Raw genomic sequence first — 23,692 nt, forward strand, 5'->3', positions numbered from 1 at the left:
GCGGCGAGTATACCCCAACAAAACCTCGGGATTCGTGTGGTCGTACGGCTAAAAGCCGGGTTAGACTCCTTGGCCCTGCCCAACCCGCCCAGTGATGCTTTCCGATGCTTGAACAGTACGTCAAAAAGATCCTCACCTCGCGCGTCTACGACGTGGCCGTGGAAACCCCGTTGCAGACCGCCCGCCAGCTCTCCGAGCGCTTGGGCAACAAGGTCTGGCTCAAGCGGGAAGACTTGCAGCCGGTGTTCTCGTTCAAGATTCGCGGCGCCTACAACAAGCTGACCCAACTGAGCGCCGAAGAACGTGCGCGCGGTGTGGTCACCGCCTCGGCGGGTAACCACGCCCAGGGCCTGGCCCTGGCGGCGAAAGTGCTGGGGGTCAAGGCCACTATCGTGATGCCCAAGACCACCCCGGAGATCAAGGTTGAAGGCGTACGCTCGCGCGGCGGTAAAGTGGTATTGCACGGCGATTCGTTTCCGGAAGCCCTGGCCTATTCGCTCAAGCTGGTCGACGAAAAAGGCTACGTCTACATTCACCCCTACGACGATCCGCACACCATTGCCGGGCAGGGCACCGTGGCGATGGAGATCCTGCGCCAGCACCCTGGCCCGCTGGATGCGATTTTCGTCCCGGTGGGCGGCGGCGGCCTGATCGCCGGTATCGCGGCATACGTGAAATACCTGCGCCCGGAAATCAAGATCATCGGCGTCGAGCCGGACGATTCCAACTGCCTGCAAGCCGCGATGGCAGCGGGCGAGCGCGTGGTGCTGCCGACCGTGGGTCTGTTTGCCGATGGCGTGGCGGTGGCGCAGATCGGTCAGCACACGTTCGAGATCTGCAAGGACTATGTGGATGAAGTGATCACCGTGAGCACTGACGAAATCTGCGCGGCGATCAAGGACATCTACGATGACACCCGCTCCATCACCGAGCCGGCCGGCGCGCTGGGCGTGGCGGGCATCAAGAAATACGTGGAAACCCGTGGCGTCAGTGGCCAGACCCTGGTAGCCATTGATTCCGGCGCCAACGTCAACTTCGACCGCCTGCGTCACGTGGCCGAGCGCGCCGAGTTGGGTGAAGGCCGCGAAGCCATTATCGCCGTGACCATTCCCGAACAGCCGGGCAGCTTCAAGGCGTTCTGCGAGGCCGTGGGCAAGCGCCAGATCACCGAATTCAACTACCGCTACCACACCGGCAGCGAGGCGCACATCTTTGTCGGCGTGCAAACCCACCCGGACAGCGACCCGCGCAGCGCATTGATCGCCAGCCTCACCCAGCAGGGTTTTCCGGTGCTGGACCTGACCGAGAACGAACTGGCCAAGTTGCACATCCGCCATATGGTCGGCGGGCATGCGGCCAAGGTCAGCGACGAAATGGTCCTGCGTTTCGAGTTTCCGGAACGGCCGGGGGCGTTGTTCAACTTTCTCAATAAACTGGGCGGTCGCTGGAACATCTCGATGTTCCACTATCGCAACCATGGCGCGGCCGATGGTCGTGTGGTCGCCGGCCTGCAAGTACCGGCGGACGAACGTCACCTGGTTCCGGCGGCCCTGGCGCAAATCGGCTACCCGTACTGGGATGAAAGCGATAACCCGGCCTACACACTGTTCCTCGGTTGAGCGACTACGCTGACTGGGCGACCTTTAAGGAAGACGATCCATGGATACCCTGATCACCCTCAAGACTGTCCACATCGCCGCCACTGTGGTGCTGCTGCTGTGTGGCCTGGGCCTGGCGCTGCTGGCCTGGCGCAACCGCAGCGCCGGCCCGGCCGTCGTCGTCCGGCGCCCCTGGGCGTTCGTGTGGTTGCTGATGGGAGTCTGCCTGCTCAGCATGCCGTTTACCGGCTGGTGGCTGGTGCACTTGGTGGGCTGGCCACTGGGGCAGACGTGGATACTGGGTTCCAGCCTGCTCTACACCGTGGCGGCGCTGGCCTGGTTCTGGCTGGTGGCGCGCCTCAACCGGCTGCGCAAAGGCGAGGGCGGCAGCCTGAATTTCACCCTGGTGCTGGCGGTGGTCAGCCTGGTGGGGTTTGTGGCGATTGCTGGGTTGATGGGGGCCAAGCCGGTTTAACGCTTGGGCCGTGTCGCCTGCATCGGGGGCAAGCCCCTCCCACACGGACTCGGTCAAATGTGGGAGGGGGCTTGCCCCCGATAGCACCCTCAGCTACGCAGGGTAATCATCGGCCAACCCCGCTTCTCGGCTTCGGCGCGTAAATTGGGGTCCGGGTCGACCGCCACCGGGTTCGCCACCTGCTCCAACAGCGGCAAGTCGTTCATCGAGTCGCTATAGAAGTAACTGCCTTCCAGGCTATGCCCGGTCTCCTCCAGCCAACGATTCAAACGCGTGACCTTGCCTTCACGGAAACACGGCACGTCCGTGCTGCGTCCGGTATAGCGGCCGTTTTCCATCTCGCATTCAGTGGCGATCAGGGTGTCTACGCCCAGGCGTGCGGCAATCGGCGCGGTGACGAAGCGGTTGGTGGCGGTGATGATCACCAGCTTGTCGCCGGCTTCGCGGTGCTTGGCCAGCAATTCTGAGGCTCGTGGCAGCATGATCGGCTCGATGCAGTCGCGCATATAGTCGTTATGCCATTCGTCCAGCTGGGCCATCTCGGTGCGGCCGAGGATCTCCAGGCAAAAGCTCAGGTAGGCGGCGTTGTCCAGGCGGCCGGCCAGGTAATCCTGATAGAACTCGTCGTTGCGGGCCTTATAGGCCACCGCGTCGAGAATCCCGCGTTCGCACAGGTAATCGCCCCACGCATGGTCGCTGTCACCGCCAAGCAGGGTGTTGTCCAAGTCGAATAAAGCCAGGCGCATTGCAGTTACTCGCTGAAATGTCTGTAAAAAGGCGTCCAGAATACGGTCTTTTCACAAGAGTGCACATAAGCTAAGAAGCCTCGTTGCCGCTTGCGCAAGCTTTGTGGAACAATGCGGCGACATGCGTTTGCGAGGTTGTTGCCGTGATCGACCCCGATGGTTTCCGTCCTAATGTCGGGATTATTCTTACGAATGATGCCGGACAGGTGCTATGGGCTCGCCGAATCAACCAAGATGCCTGGCAGTTTCCTCAGGGCGGAATCAACCCCGACGAAACCCCTGAAGACGCCTTGTACCGTGAGTTGAACGAAGAAGTCGGCCTTGAGCGTGAAGATGTGCAGATTTTGGCCTGTACCCGTGGCTGGTTGCGCTATCGTTTGCCGCAACGCCTGGTGCGTACCCACAGCCAACCGCTGTGCATCGGCCAGAAGCAGAAATGGTTTCTCCTGCGCCTGATCTCCAACGAGCAGCGGGTGCGGATGGATTTGACCGGTAAACCGGAGTTCGATGGCTGGCGCTGGGTCAGTTATTGGTACCCGTTGGGCCAGGTGGTGACATTCAAGCGCGAAGTTTATCGTCGCGCTCTCAAAGAGCTTGCCCCGCGCCTTTTAGCGCGCGACTGACGACGGAGTTCGACCCCGAGCCATGCTCAATACGCTGCGCAAGATCGTCCAGGAAGTTAACTCCGCCAAGGATCTCAAGGCGGCGTTGGGGATTATTGTGTTGCGCGTCAAGGAAGCCATGGGCAGCCAGGTCTGCTCGGTTTACCTGCTGGATCCAGAGACCAACCGTTTTGTGCTGATGGCCACCGAGGGCTTGAACAAGCGCTCCATCGGCAAGGTCAGCATGGCGCCCAATGAAGGTCTGGTTGGCCTGGTAGGGACGCGTGAAGAACCCCTGAACCTTGAAAACGCGGCCGATCACCCGCGTTATCGTTACTTTGCCGAAACCGGCGAAGAGCGCTACGCCTCGTTCCTTGGGGCGCCGATCATCCACCACCGCCGCGTTGTCGGCGTGCTGGTCATCCAACAGAAAGAACGCCGCCAGTTCGACGAGGGTGAAGAAGCCTTCCTCGTGACCATGAGCGCGCAACTGGCCGGGGTTATCGCCCACGCCGAGGCCACCGGCTCCATCCGTGGCCTGGGTCGCCAGGGCAAGGGCATCCAGGAAGCCAAGTTCGTCGGCGTGCCGGGCTCGCCAGGCGCCGCCGTGGGTACCGCGGTGGTCATGCTGCCGCCGGCCGATCTCGACGTGGTGCCGGACAAGACCATCAGCGACATAGACGCTGAAATCAAACTGTTCAAGACCGCCCTCGAAGGCGTGCGCGCCGACATGCGCAACCTGTCGAACAAACTGGCCACCCAACTGCGCCCCGAAGAGCGCGCGTTGTTCGAGGTGTACCAGATGATGCTTGACGACGCGTCCCTCGGGAACGAAGTCAAGACCGTGATCAAGACCGGCCAGTGGGCCCAGGGCGCCTTGCGCCAGGTGGTCAGCGATCACGTCAACCGTTTTGAAATGATGGACGACGCCTACCTGCGCGAGCGCGCCTCGGATGTGCGCGATCTGGGTCGCCGTCTGCTGGCCTATCTGCAGGAAGACCGCAGCACCAACCTGGTCTACCCCGACAACACCATCCTGATCAGTGAAGAACTGACCGCCACCATGCTCGGCGAAGTGCCTGAAGGCAAACTGGTGGGCCTGGTGTCGGTACTCGGTTCGGGTAACTCCCACGTCGCGATCCTGGCCCGCGCCATGGGCATTCCGACAGTGATGGGCCTGGTGGACCTGCCGTATTCCAAGGTCGACGGCATCGATATGATCGTCGACGGCCATCGCGGTGAAGTCTTTACCAACCCCAGCGAAGTACTGCGCAAGCAATATGCCGAGGTGGTGGAAGAAGAGAAGCAGCTGGCGCTGGGCCTCGATTCGTTGCGTGAGTTGCCGTGCGTAACACTCGACGGTCACCGCGTGCCTTTGCTGGTCAACACCGGCCTGCTGGCCGATGTGGCCCGCGCGCAGCAGCGAGGCGCCGAAGGCGTGGGTCTGTACCGCACCGAAGTGCCGTTCATGATCAACCAGCGTTTCCCGAGCGAGAAGGAACAGCTGGCGATCTATCGCGAGCAGTTGTCGGCCTTCCACCCGCTGCCGGTGACCATGCGCAGCCTGGACATTGGCGGCGACAAATCGCTGTCGTACTTCCCGATCAAGGAAGACAACCCGTTCCTGGGCTGGCGCGGTATCCGCGTGACCCTCGACCATCCCGAGATTTTCCTGGTACAGACCCGCGCCATGCTCAAGGCCAGCGAGGGCCTGAACAACCTGCGCATCCTGTTGCCGATGATCTCCGGCACCCATGAGCTGGAAGAAGCGTTGCACCTGATCCACCGGGCCTGGGGTGAAGTGCGCGACGAAGGCGCCGACGTGCCGATGCCGCCGATTGGGGTGATGATCGAAATTCCGGCGGCCGTATACCAGGCTAAGGAGCTGGCGCGGCAGGTGGACTTCCTGTCGGTGGGTTCCAACGACCTGACTCAGTACTTGCTGGCCGTGGACCGCAACAACCCCCGGGTGGCCGACCTGTACGACTACCTGCACCCGGCGGTGCTGCAAGCCCTGCAACATGTGGTGCGCGACGCCCACGCCGAAGGCAAACCGGTGAGTATCTGCGGTGAAATGGCCGGCGACCCGGCGGCGGCGGTGTTGTTGATGGCGATGGGCTTTGACAGTCTGTCGATGAACGCCACCAACCTGCCGAAAGTGAAGTGGCTGCTGCGCCAGGTCAACCTGAGCATGGCCAAGGATCTGCTGGCGGAGGTGATGACCATCGACAACCCGCAAGTTATCCACAGCTCGCTGCAATTGGCCCTGAAAAACCTGGGCCTGACGCGGATGATCAATCCGGCGTCTGCCAAGACCTTGTAACTGATCGTTCCCACGCAAAACGTGGGAAAGATCATGCCGCTAAATTCTGAGCTCTACTTCACCCAGTCGCCCACCCAGCGGCCCAAAACTACGCTCCACCATCCGCCGCGTCCCATCGGCATTCACAATCAGCGCCGTACTGGCTCGGGTCCCATAAGCAGGGCTGGCGATAAACACGCTGGATAACAGGCTTTCAGTCGCCAACCCCACGCCGGTATCCGGTAACTCGGCAAACGGCGCCGTCTGCGGGTCGCTTAAAATCCCCAGCAACGTTTCCGGCTGCGGGTCTGCCAACACCTCGCTCAACGCCGCCTTGGCCTTGAGCAACTTCGGCCACGGTGTATCCAGCCCGGCATTTGAAAGCCCATAGACCCCGACTTTCAGTTGCGTTGGCTCAGTGTGGTTGGCGTTGTAATGCCACAACTCATCCCGCGTGCCCACCAGCAGGTTAAACCCGGCGTATTCAATCGATCTGCCGTTAACATCGGCCAAATATTCATCAATCGGTAGCGAACCACTGAGAAACCGCGCCACCAGTTCCCCACGGGACCTGCGTGCGGGCGGCTGGTACGGGTCGCGAATATTGGTCAGGGCCGCAAACCGGCCTTCGGCGCTGATCCCCAGCCAGGTGCCGCCGGCTTCCTGATCGCGGCCGGCGTACACATGGGGCATATCCGGCCACTGCGCCAGCGGCAGCGTGGGGCGGGCATAGAACTCATCACGGTTGGCCGCGACGATCAACGGCTGGGCGTGGCCCGGCCGCCAGGCGAAAACAATCAGGCACATCAGGCGATCCCTTTTGTGTTTTTGTCACTCTACTGACTCAAGCAGAGGCGTTCCATCGTATCCAGTTGGGTCGCATGCCTTCCATCCGTTAACATGCCGGACTTGTTTCGAGGGCTCCCATGGAATTTCTACTGTATCTGGTGCTCGGCGCCTGTGCGGGTGTGCTCGCCGGGCTGTTCGGCGTGGGAGGCGGGATCATCATCGTGCCGGTGCTGGTGTTCAGCTTCACCTTGCAGGGCTTCGACCCGCAGGTACTGACGCACCTGGCCGTGGGCACGTCCCTGGCGACCATCATCTTTACCTCGGTCAACGCTGTGCGCGAGCACCATCGGCGTGGCGCGGTGCGCTGGCCGATCTTCGTGTGGATGACCGTGGGCATCCTGATCGGCGCCGGCTTCGGTGCGCTGACCGCCGAAGCGATTTCCGGGCCGCACCTGCAGAAGATCATCGGCGTATTTGCCCTGCTGGTGGCACTGCAACTGGCCCTGGACATGAAGCCGAAGGCCAGTCGAACGGTGCCGGGCAAGGTTGGGCTGACCCTCGCCGGCACTGTTATTGGGTGGGCCTCGGCGATTTTCGGAATTGGCGGCGGCTCGCTGACCGTGCCGTTTCTGACCTGGCGCAGCGTGCCGATGCAGCAGGCGGTAGCTACTTCGTCGGCCTGCGGCCTGCCGATTGCGCTGGCCAGTGCATTAAGTTTCATGATTCTGGGCTGGCACGACCCGCTGTTGCCCGCTCATAGTCTGGGCTTCGTGTATTTGCCGGCGCTGTTGGGCATTGCCCTGACGAGCATGGTATTTGCGCGCTTCGGTGCACGGTTGGCGCATCGCTTGTCGCCGCGTTTGCTCAAGCGTCTGTTCGCCGGTTTGCTGTTTTGTGTCGGTTTGAATTTTTTGCTGTAACGCACGCTTAATCGCGTCCGGGCATGGTCCGGTCGCCATAACGAATGATTTAACGAGGAGTCGCAATGCTGCCTTACCCGCAGATCGACCCGGTGGCCCTGGCCATCGGTCCGCTGAAAATCCACTGGTACGGCTTGATGTACCTGATCGGCATCGGCGGCGCCTGGCTGCTGGCGTCCCGGCGCCTGAACCGTTTCGACCCGACCTGGACCAAGGAGAAGCTCTCCGACATGGTGTTCTGGTTGTCGATGGGGGTGATCGTCGGCGGGCGCCTGGGGTATGTGCTGTTTTACGATCTCTCGGCGTACATCGCCAACCCAATGCTGATCTTCGAGGTGTGGAAGGGTGGCATGGCGTTCCATGGCGGCTTCATCGGTGTGATGATCGCCGCCTGGTGGTTTGGCCGTCGCAACGGCAAGTCGTTCTTCGAACTGATGGACTTCGTCGCGCCGCTGGTGCCGATCGGCCTGGGCGCTGGGCGTATCGGTAACTTCATCAATGCCGAGTTGTGGGGCAAGCCGACCGACGTGCCGTGGGCCATGGTGTTCCCGCCGTTCAGCGACCCTGCCCAGTTGCCGCGCCATCCGTCGCAGCTGTACCAGTTCGCCCTGGAAGGTGTGGCACTGTTCCTCATTCTGTATATCTTCTCGCGCAAACCGCGCCCGACCATGGCCGTGTCCGGCATGTTCGCGCTGTTCTACGGGATCTTCCGGTTCATCGTCGAATTCGTACGGGTGCCGGATGCGCAGCTGGGTTACCTGGCGTGGGGCTGGCTGACCATGGGGCAGGTGCTCAGCATGCCGATGATTCTCGTCGGTCTTGGCCTGTTGTGGTGGGCGTATAACCGTCCGCAACCGCTGAAGAACACCGCGCTTTAAATTCGAATGCCTGGGCTCGACCGCGAAGAGCCCAGGCTTCAACGATACGGGTACCCACATGAAGCAATACCTCGAACTACTGAACGACGTCGTGACCAATGGCCTGACCAAGGGCGACCGTACCGGCACCGGCACCAAGGCCGTGTTCGCCCGGCAGTTTCGGCACAACCTGGCCGACGGTTTCCCGCTGTTGACCACCAAGAAGCTGCACTTCAAGAGCATCGCCAACGAGCTGATCTGGATGTTGAGCGGTAACACCAACATCAAGTGGCTCAACGAAAACGGCGTGCGCATCTGGGACGAATGGGCCACCGAAGACGGCGACCTAGGCCCGGTCTACGGCGAGCAGTGGACCGCCTGGCCGACCAAGGACGGCGGTACGATCAACCAGATCGACTACATGGTGCACACGCTCAAGACCAACCCCAATAGCCGCCGTATCCTGTTCCATGGCTGGAACGTCGAGTACCTGCCTGACGAAACCCAAAGCCCCCAGGAGAACGCGCGCAACGGCAAACAGGCCCTGCCGCCGTGCCACCTGCTGTACCAGGCATTCGTGCATGACGGCCACCTGTCGATGCAGTTGTATATCCGCAGCTCCGACGTATTCCTCGGCCTGCCGTACAACACCGCCGCGCTGGCGCTGCTGACCCATATGCTGGCTCAACAGTGTGACCTGATTCCCCACGAGATCATCGTCACCACCGGCGACACCCATGCCTATAGCAACCATATGGAACAGATCCGGACCCAACTGGCGCGTACGCCGAAGAAGCTGCCGGAGCTGGTGATCAAGCGTAAGCCCGAATCGATCTACGACTATAAATTCGAAGACTTCGAAATCGTAGGCTACGAGGCCGATCCGAGCATTAAGGCCGACGTGGCTATCTAGAGCCTGACGCTGTCCAATGTGGGAGGGGCTTGCCCTCCCACAGTTGAACAGTGTTCGCTTGAGTCAGTGCCCGTGGCTCCTGCCTACATGTGAGGGCTCGGCCTCGCTGGGGGCCACCCCGCCGTTGACCTCCAATCGCTGCAAAATCCCGCAGTGATCCCCACCCCCACACCGCTGGCGCAGATCCAGCAATTGCTCCTGCAAGGCCAGCAACCCATCGATGCGTGCTTTCACATGCTGGATATGCTCGTCGATCAACGCATTGACGCTTTCGCACTGGTCCTGGGGGCTATCGCGCAGGCTGAGCAGGCTGCGGATTTCTTCCAGGGTCATGTCGAGGCTGCGGCAGTTGCGAATAAAGATCAGCCGCTCTGTGTGCGCCTGGGTGTACACGCGGTAGTTGGCGTCGGTACGTGCCGGGGGCGGCAGCAGGCCTTCCTTCTCGTAGTAACGGATGGTTTCCACCGGGCAGTCGGTAAGTTTCGCCAGTTCGCCGATCTTCATTGGCGCAATCTCCACAATGGATGCTTGACCCTATAGTGGCTACAGGGTCTTTACTTGGCAACAGGCACCTTACGGACGCGACCTGATGAGCGATTCCATTCACACCCCACATAAACACGACCATGACCATGACCATGGCGAGCAGAAGCTGACGCCCGTGCATAACCACGGGCATGGCGGCTCCTGCTGCTCCGCCACCCCGGCCCCTGCGGTGGTGCAACTGAGCGAAGCACCCACCGCCGGTGCGCACCTGAGCACCTTCCGTATCGAGGCCATGGACTGCCCCACCGAGCAAACGCTGATCCAGAACAAACTGGGCAAGCTCGCCGGTGTGCAGCAGCTGGAATTCAACCTGATCAACCGTATCCTCGGCGTCACCCATGACCTGCCGAGCACCGCGCCGATCATTGACGCGATCAAATCCCTTGGCATGCAGGCCGACCCCATCGAAGAGGGCGTGCCTGCCGCTGCCCCCCCGGCCAAGAAGCATTGGTGGCCGTTGGCCGTGTCGGGTCTTGGGGCGTTGGGCGCCGAAGTGCTGCACTTCACTAATGCCGCGCCGACCTGGGTGATTGCCCTGGTGGCGCTGGTGTCGATCTTCAGTGGCGGCCTCGGCACCTATAAAAAGGGCTGGATCGCCCTGAAAAACCTCAACCTGAATATCAACGCCCTGATGAGCATCGCCGTCACCGGCGCGGTACTGATTGGCCAGTGGCCGGAAGCGGCCATGGTGATGTTCCTGTTTACCGTGGCCGAACTGATCGAGGCGAAGTCCCTGGATCGCGCGCGCAACGCCATCAGCGGTTTGATGCAGATGACCCCGGAACGGGCCACCGTGCAGCAGTCTGACGGCAGTTGGACCGAACAGGAGGTGAAAAGTATCGAACTGGGCGCTGTCGTGCGGGTTAAGCCCGGCGAGCGTATCGGCCTGGACGGTGAAGTCACTGCGGGTCAATCCACTATCGATCAGGCGCCGATTACCGGTGAAAGCTTGCCGATTGAAAAGACCGTGGGCGATAAAGTCTTCGCCGGCACCATCAACCAGGCAGGCTCTCTGGAGTACAAGGTCACGGCGGCAGCCAACAACTCCACCCTGGCGCGGATCATCCACGCGGTGGAGCAGGCCCAGGGCGCACGGGCGCCGACGCAGCGCTTTGTGGACCGCTTTTCGAAGCTCTACACCCCGGCTGTTTTCCTGTTCGCCCTCGGTGTGGCGGTGATTCCTCCACTGTTCATGGCCGGCGTCTGGTTCGACTGGATCTACCGCGCGCTGGTGCTGCTGGTGGTCGCGTGCCCGTGTGCATTGGTGATCTCCACACCGGTGACCATCGTCAGCGGCCTGGCCGCTGCGGCGCGCAAAGGCATCCTGATCAAGGGCGGCGTGTACCTGGAGGGTGGTTACAAACTTGATTACCTGGCCCTCGACAAGACCGGCACGATCACCCACGGCAAACCGGTGCAAACCGACTACCTGGCGCTGTTCCCAACCCTCGAGGACAGCGCGCCGGCCCTGGCCGCCAGCCTGGCGGGGCGTTCCGATCACCCAGTTTCGCTGGCGATCGCCAACGCGGCTGTGGATAAAAACCTGCCGACCCATGTTGTGGATAACTTCGAGGCCTTGGCCGGCCGGGGCGTGCGCGGGGACATCAATGGCCAAACCTACCACCTGGGTAACCACCGCCTGGTGGAAGACCTTGGCCTGTGTTCGCCGCAGTTGGAAGAAAAGCTGTTCGCCCTGGAAAAACAAGGCAAGTCCGTGGTGCTGCTGCTCGATAAATCCGGCCCGCTGGCACTGTTCGCGGTGGCCGACACGGTCAAGGACAGCAGCCGTGAAGCCATCGAGCAGTTGCATGAATTGGGCATCAAGACCCTGATGCTCACCGGCGACAACACCCACACCGCCCAGGCAATCGCTGCGCAGGTGGGCATCGATCAGGCCCAGGGCGACCTGTTGCCCACCGACAAACTTCACGCCATCGAAACCCTCTACGCCCAGGGCCGTCGAGTGGGCATGGTCGGCGACGGCATCAACGACGCCCCGGCCCTGGCGCGCGCCGAGATCGGCTTTGCCATGGCCGCCGCCGGCACCGACACTGCCATCGAGACCGCCGACGTGGCCTTGATGGATGACGATTTGCGCAAGATTCCGGCATTCATTCGGTTGTCGCGACAAACGTCGAGTATCCTCAAGCAGAACATCGCCCTGGCGTTGGTGATCAAGGCGATCTTCCTCGCGGTGACGTTCATGGGTATGGCCACCATGTGGATGGCGGTGTTCGCCGACATGGGCGTAAGCCTGCTGGTGGTGTTCAATGGCCTGCGCCTGTTGCGCAAATAGACAAGAGAGGGTGGTGTGCTGAGTGCCGAGCTGAAGGCGTTTTTTATGGTCGCCCGCCTGGGCAGCATCACCCAGGCGGCGAAAAAACTCGGCCTGAGCCAGCCCACGGTCACTACCCAGATCCGCAACCTGGAAAGCCAATACGGCGTCGAGCTGTTCTATCGCGGCGGGCGCCGCCTCACCGTCAGCGACGAAGGCGCGCGGTTGCTGCCGATGGTCAAGACGCTGTTGCAGCAGGAAGCCGATATCGAGTTTTTCCTGCGTAACAATGGTCAGGTCCAGGGCGCCCTGCGTATTGCCGCGACGGCACCTTATTACATCCTTGATCTGGTCAAAGCGTTCCGCGAACGCCTGCCGCAGGTGGAGGTGTCGGTGGAAATCGGCAACTCGCAGCAAGTGCTCGAAGCGCTGGATGATTACCGCGTCGATGTGGCGGCGTCCTCACAGCTGCTCGACGACCCACGTCTGATCCGCCGCGTCCTCGGCACCGATCCGCTGGTACTGGCGGTGCATCGCAACCACCCCCTGGCCAAACTCGATCATGTGCCGTTGAGCGCGCTCGCCGGACACACGCTGTTGATGCGCGAGGTGGGTTCCACCACGCGGCGCCTGACCGAAGACATGCTGCGCGGGGCTGGCGTGAGCTACGGCCCGCTGCTGGAAATCGGCAGCCGCGAATCGATCCGCGAGGCGGTGCTGCGCAATATCGGCATCAGCATCATCGCCCGCCAGGAAGTGCCCCATGACCCGCAGTTGAAGGTGCTGACCCTCGAGCATGCGCCGCAGATTCCGGAGTATCTGTACTGCCTCAAAGAACGAAAAGGCGCTCGCCTGCCGGCGGCGTTTTTGGGGTTGGCGCAGGAGATGTCGCCGATCTGAAGCCTTGTAGTGGCTCTGGGGGGCAATCGGGGGCAAGCCCCCTCCCACAGTTGAATTGTGAACGGCTTCAAGTGTGGGAGGGGGCTTGCCCCCGATTGGCGATATGCGTCCTACACAAATCTGCGAATACCACTATCGCCGCGCTTTGCCTTCCTGCCACAAGAGCGACGCATTGCCTGCCTAGCATGGCCTTCATCCGTTTGATGAGGTGCCACCATGAACACAGCCCTGACCCAACCCGGCGCGCCCATGAAGGTGCGCGGTATCCAGAAGCGCTTCGGCGCCTTTACGGCGTTGGACAACGTCTCCCTGGATGTCGCCGCCGGCGAGCTGGTGTGCCTGCTGGGCCCGTCCGGCTGCGGCAAGACCACCTTGTTGCGCTGCATCGCCGGCCTGGAGCGCCAGGACAGTGGCGAGCTTTACCTGGGCGGCCGTGACGTCTCCGTGCTGCCGCCCCAGGCACGGGACTACGGCATTCTGTTCCAGTCCTACGCGCTGTTTCCCAACCTGACCGTCGAAGCGAACATCGGCTACGGCCTCACCGGCAGCGGCCGCGACGAAGTGCGCCAGCGCGTCGGTCAAATGCTGGAACTGGTGGGCCTGCTCGGCAGCGAAAAGAAGTACCCCGGCCAGCTTTCCGGCGGCCAGCAACAGCGGGTCGCCCTGGCCCGTGCCCTGGCGCCGGCGCCGTCGCTGCTGTTGCTGGATGAGCCGATGTCGGCCCTCGACGCCCGGGTGCGCGAGCACTTGTGCACCGAACTGCGCCAACTGCAACGGCGCTTGGGCATCACCACGCTGATGGTGACCCACAACCAGGACGAAGCCATGTTGATGGCCGATCGCATCGCCGTGATGCACAACGGTAAGGTCGAGCAATACGCCACGCCCCAGGAAATCTATGACCGTCCGGCCACGCCGTTCGTGGCGGAGTTTGTCGGCCAGGGCAACTGGCTGCCGTTCAGTCGTAACAGCATCAGCCATGCCCAGGTCGGCGGGCTGACTATGCGCCTGGCCGATGATGCCGGTAGAGCCAAGTCCGGTCGCCTGTTCTGTCGCCCGGAAGCGATCAGCGTCAACCCTCCTGTGCACGAGGAGAACCTGTTCCCGGCCAAGGTCCGCGAAATCACCTTTCTGGGCAACCGATGCCGCATGAGTTTTGAGCTGGAGCACTTGCCCGGTCATCCGCTGCTGGCCGAACTCGCCCCCGAAGCCATGCCGCGCCTGGGTGCCCAGGACATCTGGGTAGCCTTGCCGCCGCGCAGCCTGCAGGTGTTTGCCTGAGATGGCCGTAGTAATGAGTGTGCCTGCAACGCGTCAGGTTTCCCGTGCCGAGTGGGGCGACCGCATTTTTGTGGTCGGCGGCAAATGGCTGTGGCTGAGCCTGCTGAGTGTCGCGGTGTTGTTGCCATTGCTGGCGATCTTCTGGCGTGGTTTCAGCAACGAGGCCGGGCAGGGCGGCGGTTTTGTCGCTGCACGTGAACTGGTGACCAGCGCCAACTTCCACTGGTTGTTGGGCAATAGCCTGAAAGTCTCCCTCAGCGTGGCGGCCATCGTCGTACCGCTGGCCTACCTGTTTGCCTACGCGCTGCAACGTACATTGATTCCCGGCAAAGCGATCTGGCGCGGCCTGTCATTGCTGCCATTGATGGCGCCCTCGATGTTGCCGGGCATCGCGCTGGTATACCTGTTCGGCAACCAGGGTCTGCTGCGCGGGATGCTCGCGGATAATATCTACGGCTTCTGGGGCATCGTGCTCGGCGAAGTGATCTACACCTTCCCACACGCGCTGATGATTTTGCTGTCGGCGCTCTCGCTGGCGGATGCGCGCCTGTTCGATGCCGCATCGAGTATGGGTGCCAGCCCGGCCCGGGCGTTTCGCAGCATTACCTGGCCGGCCACGCGCCAGGCCGTGTTCGCCGCGTTCTGCCTGGTGTTCACCCTGACCATCACCGATTTCGGCGTGCCTGTGGTGGTTGGCGGCGATTATCAGGTACTGGCGCTGGAGGCGTACAAGGCGGTGGTCGGCCAGCAGCAGTTCGGTCGCGGTGCGTTGATCGGCATGGTCCTGCTCCTGCCGGCGCTGTTCAGCTTCGCTGTGGACGCCTGGCTGCGCCGTCGTCACGGCGATGCCATGAGCGGTCGCGCCCAAGTCTTTCGTCCGGCGCCGTCGCGCTTGAGAGACGCCTGCTACCTGGTCATCGTGCTGCTGATCTGCGCGCTGTTGCTGCTGGTATTTGGCATGGCGGTGTATTCCTCGCTGGTGAAGTTCTGGCCGTACAACCTGTCGCTGTCCCTCGCTCATTACCAGTTCGAGGACACCGCCGGCGGTGGTTGGCTGGCGTATCGCAACAGCCTGACCCTGGCGCTGTGTACGGCATTGATCGGCAGCGTGCTGATTTTCACCGGTGCCTACCTGATGGAAAAGACCAAGGGCCAGAAGCACCTCAATCTGACGTTGCGCATGCTCAGTTTCATTCCGATGGCGGTGCCGGGGTTGGTGCTGGGTTTGGGCTACGTGTTCTTTTTCAACCTCAACGGCAACCCGCTGCATGTGTTCTACGGGACCATGACCCTGTTGGTGGTGTGCACCATTGCTCACTATTTGACCACCGCACAGATGACCGCTACTACCGCGCTGCGCCAGTTGGACGCTGAGTTTGAAGCCGCCGCGCTGTCGCTCAAGGCGCCGCTGTATCGCCATTACTTGAAAGTCACGGTACCGATCTGCCTGCCGGCGCTGCTGGACATCCTGCGCTATTTATTCGTGTCGGCGATGACCACCGTGTCCGCCGCGATCTTCCTCTACAGCCCCGACACCATTCTCGCCGCCGTTGCCGTGTTGAACATGGACGACGCCGGCAATGTAGGCGGCGCGGCGGCCATGTCCACTTTGATCCTGTTCACCTCGGGCGGCGTCTCGCTGCTGCTGGCGTGGGCGTCACGCGGCGCCTTGCGTCGCTCCCAAGCCTGGCGCCAGACCGCGCCCGGCCAATAAACAACCCTGAAGGAGGTTCCTTATGTTCAAGCCCCTGGCGCTGGTCGCTGCCGTACTCACCGCATTCAGCCTGAATGCCTTCGCCAAGACCGACCTCACCGTGTACACGGCCCTCGAAGCCGAGCAGTTGAAGACCTATAAAAAAGCCTTCGAGCAGGCCAACCCCGATATCGAGATCAAATGGGTACGCGACTCCACCGGGATCATCACCGCCAAGCTGCTGGCCGAAAAAGATCGCCCGCAGGCTGACGTGGTGTGGGGCCTGGCCGCCTCGAGCCTGGCGATCCTCGAGCAGCAGGGCATGCTGGACAACTATGCGCCGAAGGATTTGGACAAGATCGGCAAGAATTACCGCGACCCTGCCAATCCGCCCGCGTGGGTCGGCATGGACGTCTGGGCCGCGACGATCTGTTTCAATACCGTCGAAGCCGAGAAGCAGGGCCTGACCAAACCGGTGAGCTGGCAGGACCTGACCAAACCTGAATACAAGGGCAAGATCGTGATGCCCAACCCGGCGTCGTCCGGCACCGGTTTCCTTGACGTGAGTGCCTGGTTGCAAACCTTCGGCGAGAAGCAGGGCTGGCAGTACATGGATGACCTGCACCAGAACATCGGCCAGTACGTCCACTCCGGCTCCAAGCCTTGCAAGTTGGCGGCTTCCGGTGAATTCCCGATCGGTATTTCGTTTGAGTACCCGGCGGTCCAGCTCAAACGCCAAGGGGCGCCGCTGGACATCATCCTGCCCAAAGAAGGCCTGGGCTGGGACATCGAAGCCACCGCCGTGATGAAAGGCACCGCCCACGCCGATGCGGCGAAAAAACTCGCCGACTTCTCCGCCAGCCCCGCTGCGATGGAGCTGTACAAGGACAACTTTGCGGTACTCGCCCAGCCAGGTATCGCCAAGCCGCAGACCGAGTTGCCGGCCGACTACGAGCAACGCTTGATCAAGAACGACTTCGCCTGGGCCTCGAAAAACCGCGACAGCATCCTGACCGAATGGCGCAAGCGCTATGACGGTAAGTCGGAGAAGGTCGCCGGTCAGTAATGATCGTTCCCACGCTCCGCGTGGGAATGCGCCCTGGACGCTCCGCGTCCGCTGTTAAATGAGTGACGCAGAGCGTCACTGGATGCATTCCCACACAGTGTGGGAACGAGAGGAACGCATGAGCAGTGATCTGTTAATTGTCGGCGCCGGCATCCTCGGCCTGTCCCACGCCTACGCCGCCGCCAAGCGTGGGCTCAAGGTCAAGGTGTTCGAACGCAGCGCCACGCCTCTGGGCGCCTCGGTACGTAACTTCGGCCAGGCCCTGGTTACCGGCCAGCCGCCTGGGCCGATGCTCGACCTGGCGCGGCAAAGCCGTGACATCTGGGGGCATTGGGCCCAGGTGGCGGGCCTGCCGCTCAAGCGCAACGGCGCTTACCTGTTCGCCCGCACCGAAGCGGAAGAACACCTGCTGGAAGCGTTCTGCGCCGGGCGCGCGCAGGAACACGGGTACAACGTGGAGCTGCTGCAGGGCGCGGCAATGCGCGATCTGTACGGCGGCCAGTTCCGTCATCACCGGGCCGCGCTGCACGGTCGCGACGACCAGCAACTGTATTCGCGGGAAGCTCTCCCGGCGTTGATCGACTATCTTCGCCGCGAACTGAAGGTGGAATTTCACTTTTCTACCCTGGTGCGCGACGTTGAGCCGGGCCACGTGCACAGCACGGCGGGCAGCTTTCGCGGCGAACAGATCATCGTCTGTTCCGGCCATGACTACCAAACTCTGCTGGCCGAAGCGCTGGCCGAACTCAACCCGAGTATCTGCCGCCTGCAAATGCTACGGGCGCGACCAGCGCTGAATCTGAACCTGCAACATGCTTTGCTCACGGGCCTCAGTTGCGTGCATTACGGCGCGTTCGCCGATCTGCCGGAAGCGGCGGCGGTGCAGGCGCAGATCCTGCGCGATGCGCCGCACCTGCACGAGCATGGCATTCATCTGCTGATCAGCCCCACGCCTTATGGTGAGCTGATCATCGGCGATTCCCATGATTACGGCCGGGATGCGTCACCCTTCAACGGCGAACAGGTGGACAACTGGATGATTGAACTGGCCGAGCAGACCCTGGGTTGTGCAATTCAGGTAGTCGAGCGCTGGCAGGGGGTTTATGGCGCGCGCGGACCGGGGCCGTTTTCCTTCGTACGGGCAGCGCCAGGGGTCAGCGCGGCGTTGATGCACACCGGCGTGGGCATGAGCGTGGGGCCGGCGCTGGGCGAGCGCAACGTTGCGGCGCTGTGGGGTGAGGCGTGAGTAGCCCGGAGCAGACGATTGTCAATGTGTTCGGCCTGTACGAACAGCACGGCGCGGCGGACTACATCGGCGAACCGGTGTCGCAGCTCGAGCATATGTCCCAGGCCGCGCAGCAGGCCCTCGCCGAAGGCTTCGATGACGAAGTGGTATTAGCGGCGTTCTTTCATGATATCGGCCATCTTTGTGATCAACGTGCCGAGAGCATGGGCGGTTACGGCGTGGTCAGCCATGAGCGGCTGGGGGCGGATTACCTGCGCCGAGCCGGCTTCAGCGAACGCCTGGCCAGGCTTGTGGAGTATCACGTCCAGGCCAAGCGTTACCTGACCTTCAGCCAGCCGGATTATTACGCACGCCTGAGCGAGGCCAGCCGCCGCACCCTGGCTTACCAGGGCGGCATGATGAGTGCGGTCGAGGCCCGGGCCTTCGAACAGGACCCGCTCTGCGCGGTGAGTGTGCGTCTGCGGCATTGGGATGAGATGGCCAAGCAGCCCAATGTGCCGCCGCTCGACCTTGAATGGCTCAAGGCCAAGGCACGGCGGTTGCTGACGGCTCAGTCCTGATCGAGGCGCTCGGCGAGGGCGTCGATCTGTTCCTGGCGCTCGGCCTGGCTCAGTCTTGCATGGGGGTTGAGGGACGACCATTGCGGGTGGGCGCGGGCCTTATGCAGGGCGTCGGGCAGTTTGCCCTCGCGCCAGGTTTTGTCCTGGGGTGTGTCCACTTTGATGCTGTGCATCGCCGCATGGCCGCGCAGGTTGAGGGCCTTGAGCAACTGGCGTTGGCGCAGGGCGAGCAGGCGCAGCACGCTGTCGTCCACGGTCAGCTCGCGGTGACCCTTGAGCTTGCCCATCAAGCGGTTGCCATAGCTGCGTGCGGTTTGCAGCGCGCCTCCGGCAATCGCACCGGCCAGGGCGGCGGCGCCGAGGGTCAGGCCGCCGACCAGCAGATCCACACCCGCACCGGCCGCCGCACCGGCAGCGATCCCGCCGCCGACGCGCACGCCGAGTTGCTTGAGGGTTTCGGGGTTGAACAGGTCGTCGCCCCAGCGCCCGTCCAGCAACGGCAAATCACTGGCGGCGGCATCCTGCGGGCGGAACCCGAAGAGTTTGAGCAAGGCGTCCACACACTTTTGTTCGCGTTGACGCACAGCCTTGCGCAGTTCGCCGATTGCGTTGTGCTCGTCCTCGGTGACCACGCTGCGTCGGCACGCGGCGCAGTCGATCAGCAGCTCGGCGATCAACCGCGCGGCGCTTTGCTGGCGGGCCTGGCGTTGAGCCTCCTGGTCAAGAACCAGCCTTTCTAACTGCGGCCGGGCGTTTTCCAGCAGCAGGGCGAGGCTTTCATACAAGCGCCGTTCGCCGTCTTCGGGCGGCGCGACGCTGTCAAAACGCACCAGCGCATGCAGGCCGAGGCGTGCCAGGGCTTCACGCCAGTCCGGCTCGCGGTGGTCGCTGCTGCTGACGAAGTTGAGTATCGGCAACAACGGCTTGCCGCAACTGGCCAGCACCTGCAGTTCGTCGCGGTATTTGGCGAGCACCGGTTCGCGGGCATCGATCACGTACAAGCCGGCGTCCGAGGCCTGCAGTTGGCGCAGCACCTTGGCCTCCTGTTCGAACCGCTGGCGCGCTTCACTGCCCTCCAGGAAGCGCGCCAGGCGCGCCGGGCCGTCAAGCCGTTCGCCAGGGCGGTCCAGGCGCTCCAGGTAATCGAGCAGGGCGATGGCGTCTTCCAGACCGGGCGTGTCGTACAACTCCAGCAAGGCTTCACCGTCCACCGACAGGCGCGCGCCTTCGACATGCCGCGTGGTGCTGGGGCGATGGGAGACTTCGCCGAAGCCCACATCGCGGGTCAGGGTACGCAACAGCGAGGTCTTGCCGACGTTGGTGTGGCCGACCACGGCGAGTTTCAGCGGCTTAGTCATGACCGGTCTCCAGCCAGTTCAACGGTGCGCAGTCGGCGAAGGGAAGCTCGAGCTGTTGCAGCGCGTTGTGCCAATCGCCCAGGCGTTCGGCGTCCAGCGCCTGGCCGGGTGGCGCCTGCAACAGCCAGACGCGGGCGGCGCTGGCGCTGCGAGCCAGCTCGGCGATCAGCGCCAGGCTGCCGCGATCCGGCGAGCGCCGTGGGTCGCAGGCAATGGCCAGGCGCGCAGGTGGGAAGCGCGTGAGTTGTTCCAGCAGTTTGTGGCGCGATTCGCGGCTGTCGAGAATACCGGCGTTACTTACGTTGGCCGGCAGTTTGGGCGGCCAGGGGTGCTGACCGTCCAGTTCGATGGCCACCAGCAGGGCGCCATTGCTGTCCTGTTCACTCACGCCGCCGATGACGGCATGCAAGTGATCGGGCGCGGCGTCATTAACCCCAAGACGCTCGCTGCTTGGCATCAGGCGCTCGCGCAGTTGGCTGTAGCCGGGCAGGTTGAGGTCTAGGCGCAGGGCGGCGCGTCCGCGTTTCCAGCGCCACAGGCAGAGCAGGGCGAGGATCAGGCGAGGCAGCAGGCCGTAAACCAGCAACACGCCGACCAGCCACGCTGCCCAGGCCTGGCGCGCACGCTCGATATTCACGGCTGCATCCCCGCTGGCGCGGATCATCTCGGCGCTTGGCACGTTGAAGCCGAGCAGGGCAGGCAAGGTACCCAGCGCTTGTGTCACAGCGACGAAGGTATCGGCGCCGAGGATAGTGGTTTCCCACACAAAGCCGTAGCGGCGTGTGGCAAGCAATGTCAGAAGAATCACCAGCGCACTGAGCGATGCCAGCAGCCAGAGGCTATTGACCAGGACGCCTACGGCCCAGCGATTGAGCTTCTGCCGTTGCAACAGCAGTAACAGGGCCGGGGCCAATTGCGCGGCCTTGGCATCACGCGCGAATTTTTCGCTGAGCCACAGCCACAGGCGCCCGAGGCTGGCGCTATGTTCGCCGGCCAATAGCAGGCCCAATGCCCAGCTGATCAGCAGAATCAGGTTCAAGCCGAGCAGGCTGCCCAGCGCCCAGAACACGTTCACTGGCGCCAATCCGTTACCCAGCGCGGCAAACGCCAGGGCGGCACCGCTGACCACCGCGAGTATCGCCAGCAGCACCAGCGCCAGGCGCGCGCCTTGCAACCAGCGGGTCAGGGCCGCCACCAAGCCATCGCGCTCGGCCAGGTGCAAGGCGCGTCGTTGAATGCGCGTCGGCAGGTCGCCTCCGGCCGTGCGGGCCAGGCGGTTGGCTTCCTGGTCTTCGAGGTTGCCGGCGTGTTCTTCACGCAGCCGCACGGTTTCCGTCAGCCAGAGTGTGTGTAGCGAGTTCAGTGCAGTCACGCGCTGTCCTGTTGAGCAAGTGAGTCTGGAGCATAACCGCTGACTCGCGGCTCTGGTATTCTCGTCGCCATGAAAAAAACTCTCCCTCTAAGCCTGATCGCAGCCCTCGGTGAAAACCGCGTGATCGGCGTCGACAACCGCATGCCCTGGCATTTGCCCGGGGATTTCAAATATTTCAAGGCCACCACCCTCGGCAAGCCGATCATTATGGGGCGCAAGACCTGGGACTCCCTGGGCCGACCGCTGCCGGGGCGCTTGAACATTGTGGTCAGCCGTCAGACCGACCTGGCGCTGGAAGGTGCGGAAGTTTTTCCGTCACTGGAGGCCGCCGTCAAGCGCGCCGAGGCATGGGCATTGGAGCAGGGCGTGGACGAGCTGATGCTGATCGGCGGCGCGCAGTTGTATGCGCAGGGCCTGGAGCTGGCGGATCGGTTGTATTTGACGCGGGTGGCGTTGAGTCCGGAAGGGGATGCGTGGTTTCCGGAGTTTGATCGCAGCCAGTGGACGCTGGTGTCGAATGCTGAGAATGCGGCTGAGGGCGACAAGCCAGCCTACAACTTTGAAGTTTGGGAAAAAGCCTAAAAGCATCGGGGGCAAGCCCCCTCCCACATTGATATGCACGCCAAATGTGGGAGGGGGCTTGCCCCGATGGCGGTCTATCAGGCCTGCGCTAACTCCGCATGCTCATCCGCCTCCAGCAGCGCCTTGTCCGTCTGCCCCATGATCTGGCTGGTAATCGCGCCGGCCGTCATCGAACCATTCACGTTCAGCGCCGTACGGCCCATGTCGATCAGCGGCTCCACGGAAATCAGCAGCGCCACCAGTGACACCGGCAAGCCCATGGCCGGCAGCACGATCAACGCGGCAAAGGTCGCACCGCCGCCCACCCCGGCAACGCCTGCCGAACTCAAGGTCACAATCGCTACCAGGGTCGCGATCCACAGCGGGTCCAGCGGGTTGATGCCCACGGTCGGCGCCACCATCACCGCCAACATGGCAGGGTAGAGACCGGCGCAACCGTTCTGGCCGATGGTCGCGCCGAACGAAGCGGCGAAGCCGGCGATGGATTGCGGGATACCCAGGCGACGGGTCTGCGCTTCGATGCTCAGGGGAATCGCGGCCGCGCTGGAGCGACTGGTAAAGGCGAAGGTCAACACCGGCCACACCTTGCGGAAAAACCGCAGTGGGTTGACCCCGGCCAACGACAGCAGCAGGCCGTGCACCACGAACATCAGGCCCAAAGCCAGGTACGACACCAGCACAAAGCTGCCGAGCTTGATGATGTCCTGCAGGTTGGAACTGGCCACCACCTTGGTCATCAGCGCCAGTACGCCGTACGGGGTCAGCTTCATCACCAGGCGCACCAGGCGCATCACCCAGGCTTGCAGGGTGTCGATGGCGTTGAGGACCTTCTGGCCTTTTTCCACGTCATCCTTGAGCAGCTGCAGCGCGGCAACCCCCAGGAATGCGGCGAAAATCACCACGCTGATGATCGACGTCGGCTTGGCCCGGGCCAGGTCGGCAAACGGGTTGGCCGGCACGAACGAGAGCAGCAGTTGCGGGATATTCAGGTCGGCGACTTTGCCCGCGTAATCGCTCTGGATCACTTGCAGGCGCGCCATTTCCTGGGTGCCGGCCACCAGGCCTTCGGCGGTAAGGCCGAACAGGTTGGTGAGGGCGATACCGATCAACGCCGCAATCGCAGTGGTGAACAGCAGCGTGCCGATGGTCAGGAAGCTGATCTTGCCCAGGGACGCCGCGTTATGCAGGCGCGCCACGGCACTGAGGATCGAGGCGAATACCAGCGGGATCACGATCATTTGCAACAACTGCACATAGCCGTTGCCGACCAGGTCGAACCAGCCGATGGAGGCCTTGAGCACCGGGTTGCCGGCGCCGTAGATGGCATGCAATACCACGCCAAACACCACGCCCAGCACCAGCGCGAACAGAACCTTTTTGGCCAGGCTCCATTGGGTACGACGGGTTTGTGCCAGGCCCAGCAGCAGGGCCACGAACACCAGTAAGTTGAGAATCAGCGGCAGATTCATTTGAGCTCCATTGAGAAGGCGCCAATCGCGTGAGCCTGCGATTGCGAACCGGGGAGCCTAACAGCTTGAAATATAATGATTTAATACCAATATGGAATGGTAACTGTCGTTTTTGGAATAAGCGTTTGACGCAAAGGCGTAT

The 23,692-nt window shown here is 62.6% G+C and carries 21 protein-coding genes; 15 read left to right on the forward strand and 6 right to left on the reverse strand.

The features are described from left to right. Positions 1 to 104: 104 nt before the first annotated feature. Positions 105 to 1,619 (forward strand): threonine ammonia-lyase, biosynthetic, encoded by a 1,515-nt coding sequence (gene ilvA / locus QRN10_RS13045; protein WP_181076457.1) that lies wholly within the window; start codon positions 105 to 107, stop codon positions 1,617 to 1,619. Positions 1,620 to 1,659: 40 nt separating this feature from the next. Further along, positions 1,660 to 2,073, forward strand: a complete 414-nt coding sequence (locus QRN10_RS13050) for a DUF2269 family protein (protein ID WP_181076459.1) — start codon at positions 1,660 to 1,662, stop codon at positions 2,071 to 2,073. A gap of 89 nt (positions 2,074 to 2,162) precedes the next feature. On the opposite strand, the gene QRN10_RS13055 is transcribed toward QRN10_RS13050, so the two are convergent. Then, the gene (locus QRN10_RS13055) at positions 2,163 to 2,819 is read right to left on the reverse strand and encodes a histidinol-phosphatase (protein ID WP_285428509.1); all 657 of its coding nucleotides are present in this window, start codon (positions 2,817 to 2,819) and stop codon (positions 2,163 to 2,165) included. Between the two features lie 143 nt (positions 2,820 to 2,962). Between QRN10_RS13055 and QRN10_RS13060 the strand changes: the two genes are divergently transcribed. After that, positions 2,963 to 3,442 (forward strand): RNA pyrophosphohydrolase, encoded by a 480-nt coding sequence (locus tag QRN10_RS13060; protein ID WP_003176750.1) that lies wholly within the window; start codon positions 2,963 to 2,965, stop codon positions 3,440 to 3,442. Between the two features lie 22 nt (positions 3,443 to 3,464). Then, complete coding sequence (gene ptsP, locus QRN10_RS13065; protein WP_181076462.1) at positions 3,465 to 5,744, forward strand: phosphoenolpyruvate--protein phosphotransferase; 2,280 nt, start codon at positions 3,465 to 3,467, stop codon at positions 5,742 to 5,744. A gap of 39 nt (positions 5,745 to 5,783) precedes the next feature. Here the strand turns inward: ptsP and QRN10_RS13070 are convergent, their stop codons facing one another. Then, complete coding sequence (locus QRN10_RS13070; protein WP_285428510.1) at positions 5,784 to 6,530, reverse strand: NRDE family protein; 747 nt, start codon at positions 6,528 to 6,530, stop codon at positions 5,784 to 5,786. Between the two features lie 119 nt (positions 6,531 to 6,649). Here QRN10_RS13070 and QRN10_RS13075 point away from each other — a divergent pair, with 119 nt between their 5' ends. The 3 genes from QRN10_RS13075 (at position 6,650) to QRN10_RS13085 (ending at position 9,202) form a co-directional block, all read left to right on the forward strand. After that, positions 6,650 to 7,432 (forward strand): sulfite exporter TauE/SafE family protein, encoded by a 783-nt coding sequence (locus tag QRN10_RS13075; RefSeq protein WP_181076465.1) that lies wholly within the window; start codon positions 6,650 to 6,652, stop codon positions 7,430 to 7,432. A gap of 65 nt (positions 7,433 to 7,497) precedes the next feature. Next, positions 7,498 to 8,310 (forward strand): prolipoprotein diacylglyceryl transferase, encoded by an 813-nt coding sequence (lgt, locus tag QRN10_RS13080; RefSeq protein WP_181076467.1) that lies wholly within the window; start codon positions 7,498 to 7,500, stop codon positions 8,308 to 8,310. A gap of 58 nt (positions 8,311 to 8,368) precedes the next feature. Then, positions 8,369 to 9,202 (forward strand): thymidylate synthase, encoded by an 834-nt coding sequence (locus QRN10_RS13085; protein WP_181076469.1) that lies wholly within the window; start codon positions 8,369 to 8,371, stop codon positions 9,200 to 9,202. A 63-nt stretch (positions 9,203 to 9,265) separates the two neighbouring features. On the opposite strand, the gene cadR is transcribed toward QRN10_RS13085, so the two are convergent. Next, complete coding sequence (gene cadR / locus QRN10_RS13090; protein WP_285428511.1) at positions 9,266 to 9,706, reverse strand: Cd(II)/Pb(II)-responsive transcriptional regulator; 441 nt, start codon at positions 9,704 to 9,706, stop codon at positions 9,266 to 9,268. An 85-nt stretch (positions 9,707 to 9,791) separates the two neighbouring features. Between cadR and QRN10_RS13095 the strand changes: the two genes are divergently transcribed. The 7 genes from QRN10_RS13095 to QRN10_RS13125 all read left to right on the forward strand — a co-directional run bounded on the left by QRN10_RS13095 (position 9,792) and on the right by QRN10_RS13125 (position 18,769). Then, the gene (locus tag QRN10_RS13095; protein WP_181076472.1) at positions 9,792 to 12,044 is read left to right on the forward strand and encodes a heavy metal translocating P-type ATPase; all 2,253 of its coding nucleotides are present in this window, start codon (positions 9,792 to 9,794) and stop codon (positions 12,042 to 12,044) included. 15 nt (positions 12,045 to 12,059) lie between these two features. Beyond that, positions 12,060 to 12,923 carry a LysR family transcriptional regulator gene (locus tag QRN10_RS13100; protein WP_181076473.1) on the forward strand — a complete coding sequence of 288 codons (864 nt, stop codon included), beginning with the start codon at positions 12,060 to 12,062 and terminating at the stop codon, positions 12,921 to 12,923. A gap of 216 nt (positions 12,924 to 13,139) precedes the next feature. Further along, the gene (locus QRN10_RS13105; RefSeq protein ID WP_181076475.1) at positions 13,140 to 14,204 is read left to right on the forward strand and encodes a putative 2-aminoethylphosphonate ABC transporter ATP-binding protein; all 1,065 of its coding nucleotides are present in this window, start codon (positions 13,140 to 13,142) and stop codon (positions 14,202 to 14,204) included. Position 14,205: 1 nt separating this feature from the next. Continuing rightward, positions 14,206 to 15,918 carry a putative 2-aminoethylphosphonate ABC transporter permease subunit gene (locus QRN10_RS13110; RefSeq protein WP_285428512.1) on the forward strand — a complete coding sequence of 571 codons (1,713 nt, stop codon included), beginning with the start codon at positions 14,206 to 14,208 and terminating at the stop codon, positions 15,916 to 15,918. A gap of 22 nt (positions 15,919 to 15,940) precedes the next feature. Further along, positions 15,941 to 16,963: a putative 2-aminoethylphosphonate ABC transporter substrate-binding protein gene (locus QRN10_RS13115; RefSeq protein WP_253509723.1), complete on the forward strand. Its 1,023-nt coding sequence runs from the start codon at positions 15,941 to 15,943 to the stop codon at positions 16,961 to 16,963. A 118-nt stretch (positions 16,964 to 17,081) separates the two neighbouring features. Continuing rightward, positions 17,082 to 18,209 (forward strand): TIGR03364 family FAD-dependent oxidoreductase, encoded by a 1,128-nt coding sequence (locus QRN10_RS13120; RefSeq protein ID WP_285428515.1) that lies wholly within the window; start codon positions 17,082 to 17,084, stop codon positions 18,207 to 18,209. Further along, positions 18,206 to 18,769, forward strand: a complete 564-nt coding sequence (locus QRN10_RS13125) for a phosphonate degradation HD-domain oxygenase (protein WP_253509721.1) — start codon at positions 18,206 to 18,208, stop codon at positions 18,767 to 18,769. The genes QRN10_RS13120 and QRN10_RS13125 overlap by 4 nt, the downstream gene beginning before the upstream one ends. Here the strand turns inward: QRN10_RS13125 and QRN10_RS13130 are convergent. Beyond that, the gene (locus QRN10_RS13130; protein ID WP_253509720.1) at positions 18,760 to 20,127 is read right to left on the reverse strand and encodes a DUF3482 domain-containing protein; all 1,368 of its coding nucleotides are present in this window, start codon (positions 20,125 to 20,127) and stop codon (positions 18,760 to 18,762) included. The two genes, QRN10_RS13125 and QRN10_RS13130, sit on opposite strands and share 10 nt — an antisense overlap. Beyond that, positions 20,120 to 21,499 (reverse strand): DUF2868 domain-containing protein, encoded by a 1,380-nt coding sequence (locus tag QRN10_RS13135; RefSeq protein WP_285428516.1) that lies wholly within the window; start codon positions 21,497 to 21,499, stop codon positions 20,120 to 20,122. The genes QRN10_RS13130 and QRN10_RS13135 overlap by 8 nt, the downstream gene beginning before the upstream one ends. A gap of 69 nt (positions 21,500 to 21,568) precedes the next feature. On the opposite strand from QRN10_RS13135, the gene QRN10_RS13140 reads away from it, so the two are divergent. Further along, the gene (locus tag QRN10_RS13140; RefSeq protein WP_285428517.1) at positions 21,569 to 22,081 is read left to right on the forward strand and encodes a dihydrofolate reductase; all 513 of its coding nucleotides are present in this window, start codon (positions 21,569 to 21,571) and stop codon (positions 22,079 to 22,081) included. 77 nt (positions 22,082 to 22,158) lie between these two features. Here the strand turns inward: QRN10_RS13140 and QRN10_RS13145 are convergent, their stop codons facing one another. Beyond that, on the reverse strand, positions 22,159 to 23,550 hold the full coding sequence (locus QRN10_RS13145) for an L-cystine transporter (protein WP_181076488.1): 1,392 nt from the start codon (positions 23,548 to 23,550) through the stop codon (positions 22,159 to 22,161). Positions 23,551 to 23,692 lie beyond the last annotated feature (142 nt).

The organism is Pseudomonas sp. lyk4-R2A-8 (genome assembly GCF_030209095.1).
In the GTDB taxonomy this organism is placed as follows: Bacteria; Pseudomonadota; Gammaproteobacteria; order Pseudomonadales; family Pseudomonadaceae; genus Aquipseudomonas; species Aquipseudomonas quebecensis.